Consider the following 20,156-nt stretch of genomic DNA (forward strand, 5'->3'; position numbering starts at 1 on the left):
TTTGCCGCGAGTCCGTCGGAAAACCGCGCTCACCGACGACTATGAGGATGTGAGTGCTCACCCGGGGGCGCAGCTCCTGCTCGATGTGTACGACGACGCACTGCCCGCCGTCTACGGGTACCTGCTGCGTCGGTGCCGCGACACCACCCTGGCCGAGGACCTGACGTCGGAGACGTTCCTGGCGGCGATGGACAGCGTCCGACGTGTCGACCCGCCCGACCCCACCGTGCCGTGGTTGATCGGGGTGGCCCGGCACAAGCTCGCCGACCACTGGCGACGCATGCAGCGGACCGCCGAGCCGGTGGGTGACGCACCCGAGACCGCCCACGACACCTGGGACACCGAGCTCGACCGACTGATCGCCGAATTCACGTTGGCGCAGCTCAGCCCGCTGCACAGGGCGATCCTCACGCTCCGATACGTCGACGACTGCACCGTCCCCCGCTGCGCCGAGGTCCTCGGGCGGACGGTGATGGCGACCGAGGCGTTGCTGACCCGGGCCAAGCGGGAGTTCCGGGCCAAGTATCCCGACGACGATCTCGACCACCACAGAACACCGCGATCCGGAGAGGAGACGCAGCGATGACCGACCCGTTCACCCCCGATCCGTTCTCGGCCCTGCGCGCCGTCGATCGCGACACCGCCCCGACAACGGAATTCACCCGAGCGCTGCGTGCCCGACTCGAGCGCGGAGCCGACCTACCCGAAGGAGTCACCATGAGTGGAGTCACCACCGCCGAACCCGTCGCCCAGCCGCTGCTCGAACGCCCCGGTGCGCTGCCCTACCTCACCGTCACCGACGGGATGGCGGCCATCGACTGGTATCTGGCCCATCTGGGTGCGCGCCTCCGCGACGAGCCGATCCTGATGGACGACGGCCGAGTCGGCCATGCCGAGTTGGAGATCGGCGGCGGCGTGATCTATCTGGCCGCGGCGTTCGACGAGATCGGCCTGGCCGCCCCTGCACCCGGCGCTGTCTCGGTGAGTCTCATGCTCGCTGTCGACGACGCCGACCGTGCGCTGTCCGCGGCCCGCGCGGGCGGCGCGACGGTACAGCGCGAACCCTACGAGGGCCACGGGTCGAGGACAGCGGTGATCATCGATCCTTTCGGTCATCGGTGGATGCTGTCCGGGCCGGCGCGAACCCCTGCGCGTGTCGTCGACCCGGTCCGTCGCGGCGACGTCGTCTACCCGTCGCTGTGCACACCCGATGTCGAGCGCGCGGCCCGGTTCTACGGGTCCGTGCTCGGGTGGCGCTACGACGCCGAGACCCGTCAGGTCACCAACCTCGGTCACCGTCTCGGGTTGTCCTCGCTGGGCGATCTGCGGTCACTGTTCCTGGTGTACGCCGTCGCCGATCTCGACGGCGCTCGGGAGGCGATCGTTGCCGCCGGTGGCGCCGACGTCACCGAGCCCGACGGTCACCTGGGCTCGCTGGACGCGCGGGACGACCAGGGCGCCGGGTTCGCGGTATACGTCCCCGATCCCGATGAGGCCCGCGGAGAACAGCATCCGGCCGGTCACGGCGAGCTCACCTACATCACGGTGCACACCCCGGACAGCCGGGCGTTCCGCGAGTTCTACTCGCGCATCCTCGGCTGGGAGTTCACGGCCGGTCGCATCGACGACGGCTGGGAGGTCGACGACTCACGACCGCAGATCGGGATCGCCGGAAGTGCCGACGAGTACTCCGTGGTGGCGATGTGGTCGGTCGACGACGTCGAGCTGGCGGTCGGTCGCGTCGTCGAGATGGGCGGACGGGTCGTGTCGGGTCCGCGGCGCGAGCCGTACGCGACGGTCGCCGAATGCGTGGACGACCAGGGAGTGTTCTTCTACCTCGGACAGTACTGACGGAAATCGTCCGATATACGGTGCAGCGTCGGCATATTGCCCTCGATCGCACTCATATCGGACGATTTCCGCGCCGTTCGGTCACTCGATCAGGGTCAGCGCCTGGGTGGGGCATTCGATGAGTGCGCGGCGCACCTTGTCGGAATTGGCGTCGACCTGGTCGTTGTCGACCTCGACATCGCCGGAGTCGGCGAGCAGGAACACCTCCGGTGCGGTCATCTCACACATTCCCGATGCGCAGCACAGCTCGCGGTCCACGGTCACCTTCATGGTCGAACCTTTCGTCTCGGGGGTGTCAGAGCATGCGGCGCAGTAACTTCACCGCGCGATCGCTGTAGGGCGGATAGATCAGCGACAGATCGGGTTTCGCCGGCTTCGACAGCACCGCCTTGCGGTGACTGAGGGCCTCGAAACCCCAGCGACCGTGGTAGGCACCCATGCCGCTGGCACCGACACCGCCGAACGGGAGCTGCGGGATGAGGCAGTGCATCGCGATGTGGTTGACCACCGCGCCACCCGACGGGATCGCATCGATCATTTTCGCGGCCAACGACTTCGACGAGGTGAAGACGTAACTGGCGAGCGGCTTGGGTCGGGAGTTGATGAACGAGATCGCGGCCTCGGGCGACTCGACGGTCAGCACGGGCAGGATCGGTCCGAAGATCTCGTTCTCCATCACCGCGTCGTCGGGATCGGGGTCGACGACCACGGTGGGTTCGATCCGCAGGTTCTCACGATCGATGCCGCCGCCGAGGACGACGCGTCCGGTGGTCGCCTCGAGGTAGGAGGCGAGACGATCGAACTGACGGCTGTTGACGATCCTCACCGTGGACTCCGGCTGGTCCCTGCGGAACTCGGCGATGGTGGCGCCGATCTTGGTCACCAACTCGTCGACCACCGCGCGGTCGGCGAGCACGTAGTCGGGCGCGATGCAGGTCTGGCCCGAGTTCAGCAGTTTGGTCCAGGCGATCCTGCGTGCGGTGACGTCGAGATCGGCGTCGGCGGCCACGTAGACCGGACTCTTGCCGCCGAGTTCGAGGGTCACCGGGGTGAGCGTCGGCGCCGCAGCGGCCATGATTTTCTTGCCGACCTCGGTGCCGCCGGTGAACACGGCGTGGTCGAAGCCCAGGGCCAGCAGGTCCTGGGTGGTCGACGCGTCGCCCTCGATCACCCGGAATGCCGCGGTGTCGAGGTATTCCGGCACGATCCGGGCCAGCAGCGCCGACGACGCCGGCGCCATCTCCGACGGCTTGAGCACGGCGCAGTTGCCCGCTGCGATCGCGGCGACGAGCGGTCCGAGCGTCAGGTAGACGGGGTAGTTCCACGGGCCGATGACCAGCACCACGCCCAGTGGCTCGTACTGCACCCAACCGCGGGCCGGCCGCTGCGCGAGCGGCAGCGACTGGCGCTGTCGCTTCATCCACTTCTTCAGGCTCTTGCGAGCGAACGTCGCCTCACCCTTCGTGGATGCGATGTCGCCGAGCCAGGCATCGAACCCGGCACGGCCCAGATCGGCGTCGAGCGCCGCGACGATGTCGGACTCGCGCTCGTCGAGCATCCGCTCGAGTGCGGCCAACTGATCTGTGCGCCAACCGATGTCCCGCGTCACACCGGACGCGTGGTACCGGCGCAGCTCGGCGAGCACCGATGGGTCGACCGATCCGACGACGGGGGTGGTGGGCAGTGTGGGTGCGGCCATGGTGGTGTCCTCTAGATCTCGGGTGCCGGTACGACGCCGGTCAGGATGCCTCCGCTGAGACCGCCGTCGACGACCATCGCGTGGCCGTTGATCCAGCGGGCGGAATCGGTGACCAGGAAGATGATCGCGTCGGCGATGTCGTCGGGCTGGGCGTGTCGGCCCAGCAGACCCCGGACGCCGTCGAGATTATCCTTGCCCATCGACTCCTCGAAGTCGGGCAGAATCGGGGTTTCCACAGGTCCGGGCAGTACCGCGTTGATGCGCAGCCCCATCTCCACCAGGGCCAACGACATCGACATCGCGTAGACCGTGGCGACCTCCTTGGAGAAGTTGTAGGTGTTGCCCTCCTGCGGGTTGGCCTTGAACCAGGCCGCACCCTCGTCGAAGGTGTCGGTGGCCAGTAGGTCGCGCACCTGCTCGAGACGCAACGGCCAGTTCATCCCGGCGATCGACGAGACCACGACGATCGAGCCACCTGTGCGCAACCGGCCGAACATCGCCTCGGTGAGGTGCCGGACGGCCAGCGCGTTCACCGCGAGCACGAGATCGCCCGGCGCGGTACCGGGGATACCCGCCACGTTGATCAGTCCGTCGTACTCGCCGTCGAGCCTCTCGACCGCGGCGTCGATGCTGCGCGGATTGGCCAGGTCGACCTCGACGTGCGAGGTGACCGCCGCGGTGGGGGTGTTGCGGTCGAGGCTGTGCACCTGAGCACCGGCCGCGAGCAGCTTGTTCGCCACCACGCGGCCGATCCCCGACGCGGTCCCGGTGACGACGAAGCTCCTCCCAGCCAGATCGCTCATGACTGCCGCTCCAGCGTGTACGGCAGCGACCGGACGGCGTGGACGAAGTTGCCGACCAGGAACTCCGGCTCGCCGAGTTGCAGGTTCGGCGCTCGGGTCAGCAACTGGCCGAACAACTCTCGGAGCTGCGTCTTGGCGAGAAAGGCACCCATGCAGAAGTGGGGGCCGCCGCCACCGAACCCGACGTGCGGGTTGGGCGATCGCGTCACATCGAAGCGGTCGGGGTCGGTGAACACCTCGGCGTCGCGGTTGGCCGACGGGTAGAGCATCAGCAGCCACTCCCCCGCGCGGATCGGTTGTCCACCGACCTCGGTGTCCACCAGGGCCGTCCGACGGAACGTCATCACCGGGGTGGCGTATCGGATGAACTCGTCGATGGCGGTGGGGATGGTGCCGTCGAAGTCGTCGACGAGCAGACGCCTCTGATCGGGGTTGTCCTGCAATGCCTGTGCGACCAGGCTGATGGTGTTGCGGGTGGTGTCGTTGCCGGCCACCGACAGCAGCACGAAGAACGCGGCGATCTCGTCGTCGGTCAGCTTCTCGCCGTCGACCTCGGCCTGCACCAGGTTGGTCATGAGGTCGTCGCGGGGTTCTACGCGGCGGGCCTCGGCCAGCTCGAGCGCCATGGTCAGCAACGCGACCAACGACTCGTTGAGTACTTCGCCGGGCTCGCGTCCGGCGGCGACGGCCGGGTCGTTCCACGACACCAGCCCGTCGGCGTGGTGCGCGGCGTCGTCCCGATGGCTCTCGTCGAGGCCCATCATCTCGTAGATGGTCCACATCGGTAGGCGCTTGGACACCTGCATGACGAAGTCACCCTCGGGGTTGGCCAGCAGATCGTCGACGATGCGCTCGGCCTGGCTCTGGATCTGCTCGGTGATCGTCTTCACCTGGCGCGGGGTGAACGCGGCGCTGACCAGCCGACGAAGCGAGGCGTGGCGCTTTCCGTCCATGGCCAGGAACGACATCGACGCCTCGAGCAGCTCCTCGGGGAGCTCCTCGACCATCACGCCCTGCGCCGAGGTGAACAGCTCCGGGTGCTTGCTGACGTAGGTGATGTCGGCGTGGGTGGCCACCGCCCACACGCCGGGTTGCTCCGGCGGGATCAGCGCGCCCTCGATCGGGGGATGCCAACTGATCGGCGCCGTGTCGCGCAGCAGTCGGAAGGTCGCCTCGCGGTCGTCGGCGGTGGCCGCCCAGAACGACTGCGGCGAGATGCTCGCGGGATGGAAGGTCCGGTCGGCGGTCGGTGCACTCATGAGAGAAGTCCTTGTCTTCAGAACGGGGCTGGGCTGGGCGTCAGACGAGCAGGTCGTCGCGACCGTCGGCCTTCAGGCGCTCGACGTAGGTGGGGAAGAGCTTCTTCGACAGAGGTGCCAGCTTGAGCAGCGCCGCGACGTTGCCGTCGACCGAGATCTTCTTCTTGGCCATGGCCATCGGGAGGTTCACCTTGCCCTGCCAGTAGGCACTGCCGACGTCCGCGGTCATCGACATCGTCGCGCCGGGTGTGGGTGCGGCGTCGAGTCCACCGGGCAGCCCATCGCCGAACACCTTCTGGTTGGCGGCATCGACCACCACGTGCGCCTCGGGCTCGGAGAACGCGAACTCGAGGATGATCCCCGTTCCGGCCAGCTTCGGACCGATCTCGTCGTCGGCGAACGCCGTCTCGAAGATCCCTCCGATGTAGGTACACACCTCGTCGGCATTGGCGAAACCCATGATGTCCTCCGTCGTCGCAGTTCAGGGCTGACCCCACCGCGCAGATGAGGTGTGGATCACAGTAACCATAACTTAACTTATGGTCAAGGGAATCGGACGTCCGTCCGTGGCTGCGTGCAACCGACGACCTAGGCTGGGTGGGTGGCGACCACGACAACGCGCCAGGCGTACCTGGAGACCGGACTGGATGTACTCGCCGATCTCGGGTACGGCGGACTGAAGCTCGCCGAGGTGTGTCGACGACTCGGTGTCACATCGGGGTCGTTCTATCACTTCTTCGACAACTGGGGTCACTACACCGGGGAGCTGATCGAGCACTGGCGGACCGATCGGTCGGACACGTTGATCGAGCAGGTCCGAGCCGAACCGGACCCCCGCGAACGCATCGCGGCCCTGCAGGCGATCGGCATGTCGCTGCCCTATCGTGCGGAGTCGGCCATCCGGACGTGGAGCAGCCTGGATCCCGCCGTTCTCGCGGTGCAGCAGGAGGTCGACGCCCAGCGCGCACAGGTCCTGCACGACGCAGCCCTCGCCATCGTCGGCAACGAGCGCGGTGCGGAGATGTTCGCCAAGTGGGCGATGTACCTGCTGGTCGGATACGAGCAGATCACCCTCGAGGCCGATCGTGATGCGCTGGAGTGGATGTTCAACCGCGCCGAGATCGCGCTCGACTCAGGCGAGCTGGCAGACCTGCCCCCGGCGTGAACGTGCTTCAGGCGGGGGCCAGGAACGCCTGCAGGGCAGCGGAATAACTCGCGACATCGTCGGCGCCCATCATCTCCCGAGCGCTGTGCATGGCCAGCTGCGCGGCACCGACATCGACCGTGCGCAGCCCGGTCCGGGTCGCGGTGATCGGTCCGATGGTCGATCCGCACGGCAGGTCGGCACGGTGGACGTATCGCTGCAGCGGCACCCCGGCCTGCTCGCAGGCCAACGCGAACAGTCCCTCGCCCTCGGCGTCGCTGGCGTAGCGCAGGTTCTGGTTGACCTTGAGCACCGGGCCGCCGTTGACCGCGATCCGGTGGGCGGGCTCGTGACGCTCGGGGTAGTTCGGATGCGTCGCGTGCGCCATGTCGCCCGACGCGCAGACGCTCGCCGCCATGGTCTGGAGGTAGTCGCCCCGATTCCCGCCGCGCGCCAACACGATTCGCTCGAGAGTGCTCGCGAGGAAGTCCGACGCCGCGCCGCGCTCGGATCCGCTACCGACCTCTTCGTGGTCGAACAACGCCAACACCCGCGTCGGTCCGGTCGAGTCCGCGGCGTCGAGCAGGCCGCGCAGCCCGGCGTAGCAGGTGCCCTGGTTGTCCAGGCGTGGAGCGCTGAGCAGATCGGAATGCGCGCCGATCGGCGAGCTGGGCACGAGGTCGTGGGTCATCAGTTCCCAGCCGACCAGATCGGCGAGGTCGAGATCCTGACCGGCGCACAGCCATTCGAGGAACTGCGCCGACGTGCCGTCGTCGACTCCCCAGATGGCGTTGACGTGACGCTGCGGGTCGAGGGTCACGCCCTTGCGGTCCTCGGACAGGTGGATGGCCAGCTGCGGCACCCGCAGGACCGGGTCGTCGACCCGGATGAGCCGCTGCTCGAGGCCGTTACCGCGACGGAGCGAGAGGCGCCCGGAGACCCCGAGGTCCCGGTCGAGCCAGGAGTTCAGCCACGCACCGCCGTAGGGCTCGAGGCCGACCATGCGCAGCCCGGCCGAACGCAGTTCCGGGTGTTGCTTCAGACGCAGGTTGGGGCTGTCGGTGTGGCCGCCGACGATTCGAAAGGCCGTGTCGGTGCCGCGGGCGTCCCAGGCGATGATCGATCCGCCGCGGACGACGTAGTGCGCCCCGGTGACATCGGCCCACGCCTGCGTCTCGTGCAGTTCGGTGTAGCCGGCGGATTGCAGTTCGGCCGCGACCGTCGCGCACACGTGAAACGGCGACGGCGAGGCGTCGACGAACGTGCACAGGCCGACCGCGGTCGCCGACGTCGGGATCGTCATACGACTCAGGCCGTGGCCAGGACCGCGTCGATCGCGGAGAAGAACAGCCCGAGTCCGTCGTCACTCGGGCCGGTCAGCGGCTCGGTGGCGTGTTCGGGATGGGGCATGAGACCCACGACGCGTCCGTCGGCGCTCGCGATACCCGCGATGGAGCGCAGGGACCCGTTCGGGTTGTCGCCGGCGTAGCGGAACACCACGCGACCCTCCCCCTCGAGCTCGTCGAGCACCTCCTCGGAGGCGACGAACCGTCCCTCGCCGGATTTGAGCGGAACCAGGATCTCGGCGCCGGGCTCGAATCGGCTGCTCCACGCCGACGTCGTCGACTCGACCTTCAGCCACTGGTCGCGGCACACGAAGTGCAACCCGGTGTTGCGGGTCAGTGCGCCGGGCAGCAGACCGGCCTCGCACAGCACCTGGAAACCGTTGCAGATACCCAGGATCGGGGTGCCACGGGTGGCCGCCTCGACGACGGCGCCCATCATCGGGGCGAAGCGGGCGATGGCGCCGGCGCGCAGGTAGTCGCCGTAGGAGAAGCCGCCGGGCACGATGACCGCGTCGACGCCCTGCAGGTCGGCATCGGCGTGCCAGAGTTCGACCGGCTGCGCACCGGCGAGACGGACCGCCCGTGAGGCGTCGACGTCGTCGAGGGTGCCCGGGAAGGTGATGACCCCGATGCGGGCCGTCACTGCTCGGCCCTGGAGACGGTGAAGTTCTCGATCACGGTGTTGGCCAACAGTTCCGCAGCGATGCGATCGAGGGCCGCGTCGTCGACCGAGCCGTCGACCTCGAGCTCGAAGCGCTTGCCCTGCCGGACGTCGGCGATACCGGAGAACCCGAGTCGACCGAGCGCTCCGACGATCGCCTGCCCCTGCGGGTCGAGGATCTCCGTCTTGGGCATCACGTCGACAACCACACGCGCCATCTTGTTCGCTCCTGTATCACCGGGGGCTGATTCTCGTGGTCAGCTTACCGGCTGTCGCGCCTGCTCTACGCAGCGCTGCGCCGTGCGCCCGAGTGCGTCAGCTCACGGTAGGTGACCGGCGCGAGGCCGTGGTGCAGCGCGAGGTCGACGCAGTCGAGGATGGTCGAGCGCGCCATCGGGTTGTCGAGGTGTTTGGCGGCGATCGACAGTCGCACGACCCCGCCCTTGCGCGCGGTGCGGTTCGATACGACGACCACCATCCGACACCACCAGGCGTCGGCCCGGAACCCGTCGCCGAACCCCAGCACCCGTGAGCGGTGGAACGACCCGGTCGACAGATCGTTCCAGCCGGAGAACCCGAGGTTGACCCGGAACCCGGCCTGCGGCAGCGCCTCGATGGCGCCCGCGGACGCGGACCAGCGAGGGGCGGCGAAGATGCGCGTCCGCAGACCGCTGCGCTCGAGGACCCGGTCGGCGGCGGTCAGCCGCAGCGCCGCCTCATGGGCGGCGATGACCGCGAACTCGGCGCGACGACGCTTGGTGGCCGCCTGGTCGTAACCGTGCAGCACGATGGCGTCGTCGCCGGACCGGCGGTCTCGTAACCAGCCGACGGTGTCGGTGTCGTCGAGCAGCCGGTAGCCGTGCTTGAGACGCGGCGCGACCAGCAACGACACCGGGACCTCACGCGCGGCGAGCGTCTCGGTGAAGTCGCGGACCGCGACCGCGGTCTCGGTACGGATGCCGGAGATCGATACGTACAGCTGTCCTGCCATGGGACCCAGTGTCGACCGTGCAGGTGTTGCGACGGTGGAGTCGACGTGTACGGCGATCGAACTACCCGTGTGACATGTGCCGCGTCGCGCCGGCGCGCGAGTCGATCAGAGAACGGCCTCGATCGCCTCGATGACCTCGGCGGCATCGGGCTCGGTGCGCGGGCGGAAGCGTCGGACGACGGTCCCGTCGGCGTCGAGCAGGAACTTCTCGAAATTCCATTGCACATCGCCCGCCTCACCGGAATCATCGGTCGCCTGCGTCAACTCGACGTAGAGCGGGTGCCGGCCGTCGCCGTTGACGTCCACCTTCTCCATCAGGGGGAAGGTGACGCCGTAGGTGGTCGAACAGAACGTCTCGATCTCCTCGGCGGTGCCGGGCTCCTGGCCCATGAACTGGTTACACGGGACACCGACGACCGTGAGGCCACGGTCGCGGTAGTCCTCGGCGATCTTCTCGAGGCCGCTGTACTGCGGGGTCAGGCCGCACTTGCTGGCCACGTTGACCACGAGTACCGGCCCGGCGAACTCGCCGAGGGTGGTGTCGGCGCCCTGAAGGGTGGTGAGGGGAATGGCGTTGATGGAGGTCATCTGATGAGAGTAAGTCGTTCGACCGACCGCGGCGAAGTGACCCGGACCACTGGTTTTCCGAGAGTGTGTTCGATCCCACAACAATTGCGTTGGCGACGATAGTTGCGTGTGCGTTACCTTTTTTCGGTGACTCTCACCCACCCGCAGCCTGCGCTCTCGGCATCGGTGTCGGAGGAGCAGACGTTCGACGTACTCGTCGATTTCCTCAACCGTCTGCTCTGCACGACCGAGGTCGACGCGCTCGACAGCATGATGAACACCGAGATCTCGTTCTCCCATTTCCGCACCCTGATGATCCTCTCCGGGCGTGGGCGGGCGTTGTCGTTGAACGAACTCGGCGACGCGTTGCACCTGTCGCTCGCGGCGGCCGGACGCAACGTCGACAAGCTGGTGGGTCTGGGACTGGTGGACCGGCGCGAGGACAGCCAGGACCGCCGGGTCAAGCGGGTGTCCCTCACCGACGAGGGGCACGCGATGGTCAGCGCACATCTCGACAACAAGGAAGACCAGTTCCGCAGCTTCGTGGGCCGGTTGCCCGAAGACCTGCGGGACGGACTGCACTCCGTCCTGAACTCGATAGTCAGCGGCGACTATCTCTCCGAATCCGATCCGGTGTTCGCGCACCGGAAGAGCCAGAAAGTGAACGGATGACCTCACCAATCAAGGCCTCCGCAGAAGGGGCAGGCGCGGAGAGCGGCGGTCTCGACGCGCGGGTTCTGAAGATCGCCGCCGTGGTCGTGCTCGGCGCGATCATGTCCATCCTCGACACCACCGTGGTCGCGGTGGCGCAGAACACCTTCCAGGACGTCTTCAACACCTCCGCCGCCAGCGCCGCGTGGACCGCGACGGGCTACACCCTGGCCCTGGCCGCAGTCATCCCGCTGTCTAGCTGGGCCGCAGCACGTTTCGGCACCAAGAAGGTCTACCTGACCTCGCTGGTCCTGTTCGTCATCGGATCCATCCTCTGTGCTTTCGCCTGGAACATCGGCTCGCTCGTCGCGTTCCGCATGCTGCAGGGCGCGGGCGGCGGCATGTTGATGCCCGTCGGCATGATGATCCTGACGCGCGCAGCCGGACCGGAGCGTGTCGGCTCGGTCATGGCCGTGCTCGGTGTCCCGATGCTGTTGGGCCCCATCGCCGGCCCGATCCTCGGCGGCGTGCTCATCGAGTACGTGTCGTGGCACTGGATCTTCCTGATCAACGTCCCGATCGGCATCCTCGCCTTCCTGTACTCGGCCTGGATCCTCGAGGACGACGACGAGAAGTCGAGGCCGCCTTTCGACTTCGTCGGGCTGCTGCTGCTCTCACCGGGTCTCGCGCTGTTCCTGTACGGCGTGTCGTCGTCGAACGACGCGGGCACGTTCATCGCGGCCAAGGTGCTGATCCCCATGGCGATCGGTGCCGCCCTGATCATCGCGTTCGTGTTCCACGCCCTGCGTGGCAAGAACAACAACCCGCTGATCGACCTGCGGCTGTTCAAGAACCCGACGCTGAGCTGGACCGTGGTCACGTTCAGCTTGTTCCTGATCGCGTTCTTCGGTGCCTCGCTGCTGTTCCCGCAGTACTTCATCGGTGTGCGCGGCGAGTCCACCCTGATGGCCGGATTGCTGGTCGCACCACAGGGTCTCGGTGCGATGATCACCATGCCCATCGCGGGTCGCATGACCGACAAGATCGGGCCGGGCAAGTTCGTGCTCACCGGCATCGTGCTGATCGCCTTCGGACTGGGGACGTTCATGTTCCTCGGCGCCGGGACGTCCTACTGGATCCTGGGTGCGGCGCTGTTCGTGCAGGGCCTCGGTATGGGTATGTCGATGATGCCGATGATGTCGGCCGCGTTGGCCACCCTGTCGGCCGACAAGGTCGCCGACGGCTCGACGCTCGTCAACGTCGTCCAGCAGACCGCCGCGTCGGTCGGTACCGCGGTCATCTCGGTGATCCTCGCGAGCAACCTGAAGTCGGTGTCGCCGCCGACGCCGTCCGGCCTCGCCGGGGCGTTCGGTGACACGTTCGTCGTCGCCGTGGTGCTGATCATCCTGTGCCTGGTGCCTGCGTTCTTCCTGCCCCGCAAGAAGGTGTCGGTGCACACCGAGATCGGTGCCGACGGCGAGCCCGTCAAGGCCGCTCCGGTGATGATGCACTGAGCTGATCTCGACCCGAGAGGCCCCGCTGGTAGCACCACACCAGCGGGGCCTCTCCCTGTGCGGTCCCCGCCAGTTGGGCACGTAACGACGCCAGTTGGGCACGTAATCTCCGCAGTTGGGCACGTAACGACCGCAGTTGGGCACGTAACGACCGCAGTTGGGCACGTGATCTCCGCAGTTTGGAATCAGCAGGCCCAGACGTCGGAGACCTCGGTGAAACCACCTGGCGCCTGCCGACGTCGAAGCTCTCATGACGCATGAACAACACACTTTCTGGGGCACCGAGTCTGCCTTGATCCGTACCGACTCCGCCGCAAACGCGGTCCGCCGCGAATTCCGCAGACTCCAACGCGGCGTCTATGTCGATCCGACGGCGGCGGTCGACGCAACGCATCTCATCAGAGCCGCAGCGCTGCGGGCCGGACCGGGCGCAGTGGTCGCCGGCGTGAGTGCGGCGATCCTGCACGGCGTGACCTACGTGGACCACGACCCTGACATCGAACTGATCCGCGACCTCAACGGGCAGGGCCGCCGTTTCGACTCCGTCCGCATCACACGCACCGATCAGCTCGATCCGGCCGACGTCACGATGATCGACGGTCTGGCCGTGACCAATCCCGTGCGAACGGCGTACGACCTGGGTCGCCGCACCCCCGACTGGCGCGCCCTCGGCCGGCTCGACGACCTCGCCCGACACACCGATCTCGATCTTCGACAACTCTGGGCCTACACACGCGATCACCCACGCACCAAAGGGATCCGTCAGCTGCGCGAACTGTCGGCCCTCGTCGACCCGAAGGCGGAATCACCGGGCGAGAGTTGGCTCCGCCTGTTGATGATCCGGCACGGCCTTCCTCGGCCAGAATCGCAGATCATCATCACCGATCACAACGGCCGTGAGATCGCACGGTTCGACCTGGGCTACCGGCGCTACAAGATCGGCATCGACTATGACGGCGTCGACTTTCACACCTCCCCCACGGACCGCGCCCACGACATGAGGCGCGACATGCGTACTCGCGATCTGGGGTGGGAACCCCTACGCGTGACCGGCGAGCGCATGTCTGCCGATCCCCACGGGGTCACCGATCGTATCGCCGAAGAACTCGCGATCAGAGGCTTCGAATCGTCGACTCGGGCAGCGCGACCCGCGTGACCGACCCGCCGCAGGTGCCCAACTGCGGCTGTTACGTGCACAACTGGCGTGACTACGTGCCCAACTGGCGTCGTTACGTGCCCAACTGGCGGGTCGGCGGGTTGGTTTGTGCGGGGGCAGGGGCGGTCAGACGGCACCTGTCTGGCGGAGGACCCAGGCGTGTTCGAAGGCGACTTCCTCCCACTGCTTGTACCGACCACTCACACCACCGTGCCCGGCGGACATCTCCGTCTTGAGCAGGATCGCGTTGTCCGACGTCGAGTTGTCCTGCAGCCGCGCCACCCACTTCGCCGCCTCGGTGTACATCACTCGGGTGTCGTTGAGCGACGTGAGCGCCAGGATCGCCGGGTACTCGAGCGGCGCGACGTTCTCGTACGGCGAGTACGACCGCATGTACTCGTAGACCTCTTTGTCCTCCAGCGGGTTCCCCCACTCGTCCCACTCGATGACGGTCAGCGGCAGCGACGGGTCGAGGATCGACGTCAGCGGGTCTACGAAGGGCACCACCGCCAATATCCCGCTGAACAACTCGGGCGCGAGGTTCGCGACCGCACCGATCAACAGACCGCCGGCCGAGCCTCCCTCCCCCACCAGCTGCGCCGGGGTTGTCGCCCCGGTCTCGACGAGATGCCGCGCGGAATCGACGAAGTCGGTGAAGGTGTTCTTCTTGGTGAGGGTCTTGCCGTTCTCGTACCAGTGCCTGCCCATCTCGCCGCCGCCGCGGATGTGCGCGATGACGAAGACGACACCGCGGTCGAGCAGCGACAACCGCGCGATGGAGAACCCGGGATCCATGCTCGCCTCGTACGAGCCGTACCCGTAGAGCAGCGTCGGCGCCGGCCGCGACACGCCTTTGCGACTCACGATCGACAGCGGAATCTGCGTGCCGTCACCGGCGGTGACCCACTCGCGCTTCTGCTCGTAGTCGGCCGGGTCGTAATCGCCCAGCACCACTTGACGTTTGAGCAGGATTCGCTCACCCGAGGTCACGTCGAGGTCGATGATCTCACTGGGTTCGATGAAGCTGGTGTAGCCGATCCGCAGGCGCGGGGCCGCCCACTCGGGATTTCCGGCCAGGCCGACCGACGACAACGGTTCGTCGAACGTCAGTTCCTGAAACGACACGTCCGACGAGCTCGCCGCACCGCGGATGTCGGCGATCGCGATCCGCGGGGTCGCCGCACGTCGGTAGCTGAGCACCAGTTGATCGGCGAACGCGTCGACGCCCTCGATCCGCGACTCCGCGTCGTGCGGGATCAGGACGCGGGTCGCGGTCGGATCATCGACCGGGGCGTCGAGGAGCTCGAAGTTCTCGGCGTTCTCGTTGTGGGTGATGAGGAATCGGTCCTCGCCACCGATCACGGCGTGCTCTACGTCGTACTCGACACCGTCGCGGCGTGGCCAGATCACCTGGAACTCACCGGTCGGATCGTCGGCCGGGAGGACGTGCACCTCGGACGTGATCTTCGACCCGAGCCCGATCAAGAGGTACTTGTCGCTGCGCGTTCCGCCGATGCCGACCCAGAACCGCTCGTCGGGCTCGTGGAACACCTTCACGTCGTCGGTACCGGCGCCGAGATCGTGGCGCCACACGGTGTCGGGACGCCACGCGTCGTCGACGGTGAGGTAGAAGATGTGGCGACCGTCGTGCGACCACGTCGCGCCCGGAGCGGTGTTCTCGACCGTCTCGGCGAGTAGCTCACCGCTGCGAAGATCCTTGAAGCGCAGGGTGTATCGCTCGTCGCCCACCTTGTCGACGCTGTAGGCCAGCATCGTTCCGTCGTCGGTGACCGAGAATGCGCCGAGGCTGTAGAAGTCGGTGCCTTCGGCGTCGAGGTTGGAGTCGAGGAGCACCTGTTCGCCGGGCAGCGGGTCGTCGCCGGACACTGTCGGCGGATCCCAGTCGTCGTCGGCGGTGATCGGCGCACGGCACCGCAGTGCGTACTGCTGCCCCTCCACCGTCCGGGCGTAGTACCAGTACTGCCCGCGACGCGACGGCACCGACATGTCGGTTTCCTGCGTGCGCGACTTGATCTCGCCGTAGATCGCGGCGCGCAGGTCGGCGAGCTCGGCGGTGTCGGCCTCGGTGAGAGCATTCTGCGCCTCGAGATACGCGATGACCTCCGGATCGTCCTTCTCACGCAGCCACTCGTAGTTGTCGACGACCTCGTCACCGTGGTGCACCCGAACGCTGGGCACCTTCTTCGCGACGGGCACGGCCTGCTTCTCGGTCACTGTTCTCCCTCCGGCCAGTCGGCGAACGACAGACCTGAAATACGTTCATAGGCTTCGATGTAGCGCGCCCGGGTGCGCTCGGCGATGTCGGCGGGCAGCGGGGGCGGCGGGCCGTCGGCGCGACGGTCCCATCCCGAATCCGGACCGGTCAGCCAGTTGCGCACGATCTGCTTGTCGAAACTGGGCTGCACCTCCCCCGGACGATAGGTCTGTGCATCCCAGTACCGCGAACTGTCAGGGGTCATCACCTCGTCGGCGAGCACCAACGACCCGTCGGCCGCGGTTCCGAACTCGAACTTGGTGTCGGCAAGGATGATCCCGCGCTGCGCGGCGAGCTCCGAACCGCGCGAATAGATCTCGAGCGTGGCGGTTCGGGCGGCCTCGGCGACCTCGGCACCGACCTTGACGACGACGGTGTCGTAGTCGATGTTCTCGTCGTGGTCACCGAGATCAGCCTTCGACGCCGGGGTGAAGATGGGTTCGGGCAGCTGCGAGGCCTCGCCGAGACCGCTCGGGAGCGCGATCCCGCAGACCTCGCCGGACGCCTGGTAGTCCAGCAGGCCCGACCCCGTCAGGTACCCACGGGCAACACATTCGACCGGCAGCATCGGCAGCCGACGGACCACCATCGACCGTCCCAGGAGTTCGGCGGGGATGCGCTCGTCGGTGGGACCGCCGGCCAGGTGGTTCGGCACGCCGAGGGCGTCGAACCAGAAGAACGTCATGGCGGTCAGGACGCGGCCCTTGTCCGGGATGGGCGTGGACAGGATGTGGTCGTAGGCCGAGATGCGGTCCGACGACACCATCAACAACGTCTCGTCATCGACTGCGTAGAGCTCGCGGACCTTTCCCGACGCCACGTGCTGATAGGACTCCAGTGATGGACGCATGGCTCCGAGGTTAGTCAGGGCGTGGCAGGCTGGAAGCGTGGACCATGCCCCCGCCGTGCGCATCACCTACTGCACGCAGTGCAATTGGCTGCTCCGCGCCTCGTGGATGGCGACCGAACTGCTGTCGACCTTCGGCTCCGATCTCTCCGGCGTGACCCTGATTCCGGGTACCGGCGGGATCTTCACCGTGGAGGTCGACGACAATTCGGTGTGGGACCGCAGACGCGACGGCGGCTTTCCGGACATCGTCACCCTCAAACAACGGGTTCGCGACGTGGCAGATCCGGATCGAGACCTCGGGCACGGCGACCGCAGCCGGCCTGCGGCGGCCACCGTCGACCACTCACCGAGCACTACGGAGGACACATGACAGACCAGGGGACATCAGGTGAGATCGTCGCGGCGCGCGAGTTGCTCATCGACTGCTTCGGGCGTATCGACGAGCTCGTCGGCGAGCTGACCGGCGATCTCGACACCCAGACTGCGACCTTCCGCCCCGAGCCGGAGGCCAACTCCATCGCGTGGCTCATCTGGCACTCGGCGCGTGTGCAGGACGACCACGTCGCCGGTGTCGCCGACGTCGACCAGGTGTGGCCGAAGTGGCGTGACCGCTTCGACCTCCCGTTCGACGATTTCGCGACCGGCTACGGGATGAGCTCGGAGGACGTCGGCAAGGTCGTCGTCGACGCGGAACTGCTGGCCGGGTACCACCACGACGTGCACGAGCAGACCGTCAACTATCTCGAGAAGCTGACGCTGGCCGAGCTCGAGCGGGTCGTCGACGAGAACTGGGATCCGCCGGTCACCGTGTCGGTGCGCCTGGTCAGCGTCATCAACGACGCGACGCAGCACATCGGCCAGGCCGCCTACCTCAAGGGCCTCGCCGCCAACTTCTGACGACACCCCGGCCGGAGTCGGCTCGACGTCAGGCGGCCAGGGCGGTCGCGAGGTTGTCGAACGTGCTGCCCCAGCCGCGGCGTGCGCCGTCCTCGGGTGAGATCGGTCCGGGCGCGCGGAGGTGGAAGGCCATCGTCGTCTGATCGTCGCCGGCGGCGGTCAGCGTCACCGTGCACACCGACACCGACGTGGGGTCGGTCGGATCGGCCCAGGAGAACACCAGCTTCTCCGGCGGCGTCACCTCGAGGTACTCCCCCGACGTGACACACTCCCAGCCGGCCGTGTCATCGACCATCACAGCCGAGAAACGTCCGCCCACACGGACATCGGACGTCGCGCGATCTGGCGGGATGCTCATGCCGACGGGGCACATCCACCCCATCTGCTCGGATTCGGTCCACGCCGCCCAGACGTCCGCGCGGCGTGCGTCGAAGGTGCGGGTGATGGTGAACTCGCGGGTCTCGGTTGCGGTGTCCTGATTCATTTCCGGGTGTCCTCTCGATGTGCTGTGGGTCGTGCGGGTTGTCGTCGTGCCAGTTGTGCGTCGAGGCGATCGAAACTTCTCGACCAGAAGACCCGGTAGCGCTCGATCCAGTCGTCGGCCGCCGAGAGCGGGGTCGCATCCAACGTGCACGGCCGGTACTGCGCGTCCCGACCGCGATTGATGAGCCCGGCGGCCTCGAGCACCTTGAGGTGCCGCGAGATGGCCGGAAGGCTGATGTCGAACGGCTCGGCCAGCTGCGACACCGTCGCCGATCCTCCGTCGGCCAGCCGGGCGAGAATCGCCCTGCGGGTCGGGTCGGCCAACGCGGCGAACGTCGCGCTGAGCGTGTCGGTGGCCATTCCCGCTCCTTCGATAACCGATCAGTTAAATAACTGATCGGTTAAATATGCGCCGACTGCCACAGGCTGTCAACACCTGGGTGAAAACTCCCCGGTCGCTCTTGCGGCGACCCGCGGCCGATCTACAGGATCGGCGCTGGCGCGTAGCTCGCTGCGTCCGGATACCGCGCGACCAACGTCCCGACCGCGTCGACCACGTCGGCCACCTGCTGTTCGGCGGCCCCGATGAACGCGGCCTTGTCGGCGAGCGCGGCGTCGAGCGCGGCCCGGTCCAACGGGAGCCGGTCGTCGGCGGCGAGACGGTCGATGAGGTCGGGCTCGCGACCCTGCTCACGCATCGCGAGTGCGACGGCGACCGCGTTCTCCTTGATCGCCTCGTGCGCGGTCTCGCGTCCCACGCCCGCACGCACGGCGGCGATGAGGACCTTGGTGGTCGCGAGGAACGGCAGGTAGCGCGCGAGTTCCTTCTCGATCACGGCCGGGTACGCACCGAACTCGGCCAGCACGGTCAGGAAGGTCTCCATCAGCCCATCGATGGCGAAGAACGCGTCCGGCAGCGCGACGCGGCGCACCACGGAGCAGAACACGTCTCCTTCGTTCCATTGCGCGCCTGCGAGTTCGGCGGCCATGGAGCCGTACCCGCGCAGGATCACCGCGAGGCCGTTGACCCGCTCGCAGCTGCGGGTGTTCATCTTGTGCGGCATCGCCGAACTGCCCACCTGGCCGGGCTGGAAGCCCTCGGTGACGAGTTCGTGTCCCGCCATCAGCCGGATGGTGTGCGCCAGCGACGACGGGCCCGCGGCGACCTGCACCAGCGCCGAGACGACGTCGTGGTCGAGTGAGCGCGGGTAGACCTGCCCCACCGAGGTCAACGCGTGCGAGAAGCCCAGGTGCGCAGCGACCTTCGACTCCAGCTGCGCCAGCTTCGCGGTGTCGCCGTCGAGCAGGTCGAGCATGTCCTGCGAGGTGCCCATCGGCCCCTTGATACCGCGCAACGGGTACCGGTCGATCAGCTCGCGCAGCCGCGTCAGCGACACCAGCAGCTCGTCGGCGGCCGACGCGAAGCGCTTGCCCAGCGTGGTGGCCTGCGCGGCGACGTTGTGGCTCCGTCCGGCCATCACCACCGACGAGTACTCCGCTGCACGGTCGGCCAGACGGGCCGCAACGGCGACACCGTGGGCGTGCACGTGCTGCAGCGACCGCAGGATCTGCAACTGCTCGACGTTCTCGGTGAGGTCGCGGCTGGTCATGCCCTTGTGGATGTGTTCGTGGCCGGCGAGGTCGTTGAACTCCTCGATGCGCGCCTTCACGTCGTGCCGGGTGACCCGTTCGCGGTCGGCGATCGACGCCAGGTCGATCTGGTCGACGACGCGCTGATAGTCCTCGATGACACCGTCGGGCACATCGACACCGAGTTCCCGCTGCGCCGAGAGCACCGCAATCCAGAGCTGACGCTCGAGGGAGATCTTGTGCTCGGGCGACCACAGCGACACGAGATCGGCCGATGCGTAGCGGCCGGCCAGGACATTGCTGATGCGGGGTTTGTCAGACACGCCGCTCATTCTGCCCTGCTGCCCAGTCGACGTCCGTAGCTGCCCAGTCGACGTCCGCAACCGCCCAGTCGACGGGGTTACGTGCCCAACTGACGG

Annotated in this window: 23 protein-coding genes; 8 read left to right on the forward strand and 15 right to left on the reverse strand. The window is 67.3% G+C overall.

Annotation, left to right across the window (positions count from 1 at the left end; all coding sequences use genetic code 11):
• The first annotated feature begins 76 nt into the window (after positions 1-76).
• Together JHC79_RS13870 and JHC79_RS13875 are read left to right on the forward strand one after the other, a co-directional pair.
• Positions 77-586, forward strand: a complete 510-nt coding sequence (locus JHC79_RS13870; RefSeq protein ID WP_296391779.1) for a sigma-70 family RNA polymerase sigma factor — start codon at positions 77-79, stop codon at positions 584-586.
• Positions 583-1,851 carry a VOC family protein gene (locus JHC79_RS13875; protein ID WP_296391734.1) on the forward strand — a complete coding sequence of 423 codons (1,269 nt, stop codon included), beginning with the start codon at positions 583-585 and terminating at the stop codon, positions 1,849-1,851. The genes JHC79_RS13870 and JHC79_RS13875 overlap by 4 nt, the downstream gene beginning before the upstream one ends.
• An 81-nt stretch (positions 1,852-1,932) precedes the next feature.
• Here JHC79_RS13875 and JHC79_RS13880 read toward each other — a convergent pair whose 3' ends face one another.
• The 5 genes from JHC79_RS13880 to JHC79_RS13900 are packed head-to-tail and all read right to left on the reverse strand — an operon-like array spanning position 1,933 to position 6,072.
• Entirely contained in the window at positions 1,933-2,121 is a 189-nt protein-coding gene (locus JHC79_RS13880) for a ferredoxin (RefSeq protein ID WP_296391736.1), read from the reverse strand.
• A 25-nt stretch (positions 2,122-2,146) separates the two neighbouring features.
• Complete coding sequence (locus tag JHC79_RS13885; protein WP_296391738.1) at positions 2,147-3,550, reverse strand: aldehyde dehydrogenase family protein; 1,404 nt, start codon at positions 3,548-3,550, stop codon at positions 2,147-2,149.
• 11 nt (positions 3,551-3,561) lie between these two features.
• A complete protein-coding gene (locus JHC79_RS13890) occupies positions 3,562-4,353 on the reverse strand; it encodes a coniferyl-alcohol dehydrogenase (protein WP_296391740.1) in 792 nt (263 codons plus the stop codon).
• Positions 4,350-5,612 carry a cytochrome P450 gene (locus tag JHC79_RS13895; RefSeq protein ID WP_296391742.1) on the reverse strand — a complete coding sequence of 421 codons (1,263 nt, stop codon included), beginning with the start codon at positions 5,610-5,612 and terminating at the stop codon, positions 4,350-4,352. Before JHC79_RS13895 ends, JHC79_RS13890 begins: the two co-directional genes overlap by 4 nt.
• Positions 5,613-5,652: 40 nt before the next feature.
• Positions 5,653-6,072: an SCP2 sterol-binding domain-containing protein gene (locus JHC79_RS13900; RefSeq protein ID WP_296391744.1), complete on the reverse strand. Its 420-nt coding sequence runs from the start codon at positions 6,070-6,072 to the stop codon at positions 5,653-5,655.
• 141 nt (positions 6,073-6,213) lie between these two features.
• Here JHC79_RS13900 and JHC79_RS13905 point away from each other — a divergent pair, with 141 nt between their 5' ends.
• The gene (locus JHC79_RS13905) at positions 6,214-6,777 is read left to right on the forward strand and encodes a TetR/AcrR family transcriptional regulator (protein WP_296391746.1); all 564 of its coding nucleotides are present in this window, start codon (positions 6,214-6,216) and stop codon (positions 6,775-6,777) included.
• 7 nt (positions 6,778-6,784) lie between these two features.
• On the opposite strand, the gene JHC79_RS13910 is transcribed toward JHC79_RS13905, so the two are convergent.
• The 5 genes from JHC79_RS13910 to JHC79_RS13930 form a co-directional block, all read right to left on the reverse strand.
• Positions 6,785-8,059 (reverse strand): M18 family aminopeptidase, encoded by a 1,275-nt coding sequence (locus JHC79_RS13910; protein ID WP_296391748.1) that lies wholly within the window; start codon positions 8,057-8,059, stop codon positions 6,785-6,787.
• 5 nt (positions 8,060-8,064) lie between these two features.
• On the reverse strand, positions 8,065-8,745 hold the full coding sequence (gene purQ, locus JHC79_RS13915; protein WP_253660209.1) for a phosphoribosylformylglycinamidine synthase subunit PurQ: 681 nt from the start codon (positions 8,743-8,745) through the stop codon (positions 8,065-8,067).
• Positions 8,742-8,981 carry a phosphoribosylformylglycinamidine synthase subunit PurS gene (gene purS / locus JHC79_RS13920; protein WP_296391752.1) on the reverse strand — a complete coding sequence of 80 codons (240 nt, stop codon included), beginning with the start codon at positions 8,979-8,981 and terminating at the stop codon, positions 8,742-8,744. The genes purQ and purS overlap by 4 nt, the downstream gene beginning before the upstream one ends.
• Before the next feature lie 65 nt (positions 8,982-9,046).
• Positions 9,047-9,754, reverse strand: coding sequence for a DUF2334 domain-containing protein (locus tag JHC79_RS13925; RefSeq protein WP_296391754.1), 708 nt, complete (start codon positions 9,752-9,754; stop codon positions 9,047-9,049).
• A 105-nt stretch (positions 9,755-9,859) separates the two neighbouring features.
• Positions 9,860-10,342 (reverse strand): glutathione peroxidase, encoded by a 483-nt coding sequence (locus tag JHC79_RS13930; RefSeq protein WP_296391756.1) that lies wholly within the window; start codon positions 10,340-10,342, stop codon positions 9,860-9,862.
• 126 nt (positions 10,343-10,468) lie between these two features.
• Here JHC79_RS13930 and JHC79_RS13935 point away from each other — a divergent pair, with 126 nt between their 5' ends.
• The 3 genes from JHC79_RS13935 to JHC79_RS13945 all read left to right on the forward strand — a co-directional run bounded on the left by JHC79_RS13935 (position 10,469) and on the right by JHC79_RS13945 (position 13,642).
• Positions 10,469-10,993 carry a MarR family transcriptional regulator gene (locus tag JHC79_RS13935; RefSeq protein WP_296391758.1) on the forward strand — a complete coding sequence of 175 codons (525 nt, stop codon included), beginning with the start codon at positions 10,469-10,471 and terminating at the stop codon, positions 10,991-10,993.
• The gene (locus tag JHC79_RS13940; RefSeq protein WP_296391760.1) at positions 10,990-12,486 is read left to right on the forward strand and encodes a DHA2 family efflux MFS transporter permease subunit; all 1,497 of its coding nucleotides are present in this window, start codon (positions 10,990-10,992) and stop codon (positions 12,484-12,486) included. The genes JHC79_RS13935 and JHC79_RS13940 overlap by 4 nt, the downstream gene beginning before the upstream one ends.
• A gap of 250 nt (positions 12,487-12,736) precedes the next feature.
• Positions 12,737-13,642 (forward strand): hypothetical protein, encoded by a 906-nt coding sequence (locus JHC79_RS13945; RefSeq protein ID WP_296391762.1) that lies wholly within the window; start codon positions 12,737-12,739, stop codon positions 13,640-13,642.
• Positions 13,643-13,768: 126 nt separating this feature from the next.
• Here JHC79_RS13945 and JHC79_RS13950 read toward each other — a convergent pair whose 3' ends face one another.
• Together JHC79_RS13950 and JHC79_RS13955 are read right to left on the reverse strand one after the other, a co-directional pair.
• Positions 13,769-15,877 (reverse strand): S9 family peptidase, encoded by a 2,109-nt coding sequence (locus JHC79_RS13950; RefSeq protein WP_296391764.1) that lies wholly within the window; start codon positions 15,875-15,877, stop codon positions 13,769-13,771.
• Positions 15,874-16,767 carry a phosphoribosylaminoimidazolesuccinocarboxamide synthase gene (locus JHC79_RS13955; protein ID WP_296391766.1) on the reverse strand — a complete coding sequence of 298 codons (894 nt, stop codon included), beginning with the start codon at positions 16,765-16,767 and terminating at the stop codon, positions 15,874-15,876. The genes JHC79_RS13950 and JHC79_RS13955 overlap by 4 nt, the downstream gene beginning before the upstream one ends.
• 37 nt (positions 16,768-16,804) lie before the next feature.
• Here JHC79_RS13955 and JHC79_RS13960 point away from each other — a divergent pair, with 37 nt between their 5' ends.
• Positions 16,805-17,137, forward strand: a complete 333-nt coding sequence (locus JHC79_RS13960) for a SelT/SelW/SelH family protein (protein WP_366782800.1) — start codon at positions 16,805-16,807, stop codon at positions 17,135-17,137.
• Positions 17,134-17,664: a DUF664 domain-containing protein gene (locus tag JHC79_RS13965; protein WP_296391770.1), complete on the forward strand. Its 531-nt coding sequence runs from the start codon at positions 17,134-17,136 to the stop codon at positions 17,662-17,664. The genes JHC79_RS13960 and JHC79_RS13965 overlap by 4 nt, the downstream gene beginning before the upstream one ends.
• A gap of 28 nt (positions 17,665-17,692) precedes the next feature.
• Here the strand turns inward: JHC79_RS13965 and JHC79_RS13970 are convergent, their stop codons facing one another.
• The 3 genes from JHC79_RS13970 to purB form a co-directional block, all read right to left on the reverse strand.
• A complete protein-coding gene (locus JHC79_RS13970; protein ID WP_296391772.1) occupies positions 17,693-18,148 on the reverse strand; it encodes an SRPBCC domain-containing protein in 456 nt (151 codons plus the stop codon).
• On the reverse strand, positions 18,145-18,507 hold the full coding sequence (locus tag JHC79_RS13975) for a metalloregulator ArsR/SmtB family transcription factor (RefSeq protein ID WP_296391774.1): 363 nt from the start codon (positions 18,505-18,507) through the stop codon (positions 18,145-18,147). The genes JHC79_RS13970 and JHC79_RS13975 overlap by 4 nt, the downstream gene beginning before the upstream one ends.
• Before the next feature lie 122 nt (positions 18,508-18,629).
• The gene (gene purB, locus JHC79_RS13980) at positions 18,630-20,069 is read right to left on the reverse strand and encodes an adenylosuccinate lyase (RefSeq protein ID WP_296391777.1); all 1,440 of its coding nucleotides are present in this window, start codon (positions 20,067-20,069) and stop codon (positions 18,630-18,632) included.
• Positions 20,070-20,156: the final 87 nt, after the last annotated feature.

This window comes from Williamsia sp. (assembly GCF_016462415.1).
GTDB lineage: Bacteria > Actinomycetota > Actinomycetes > Mycobacteriales > Mycobacteriaceae > Williamsia_A.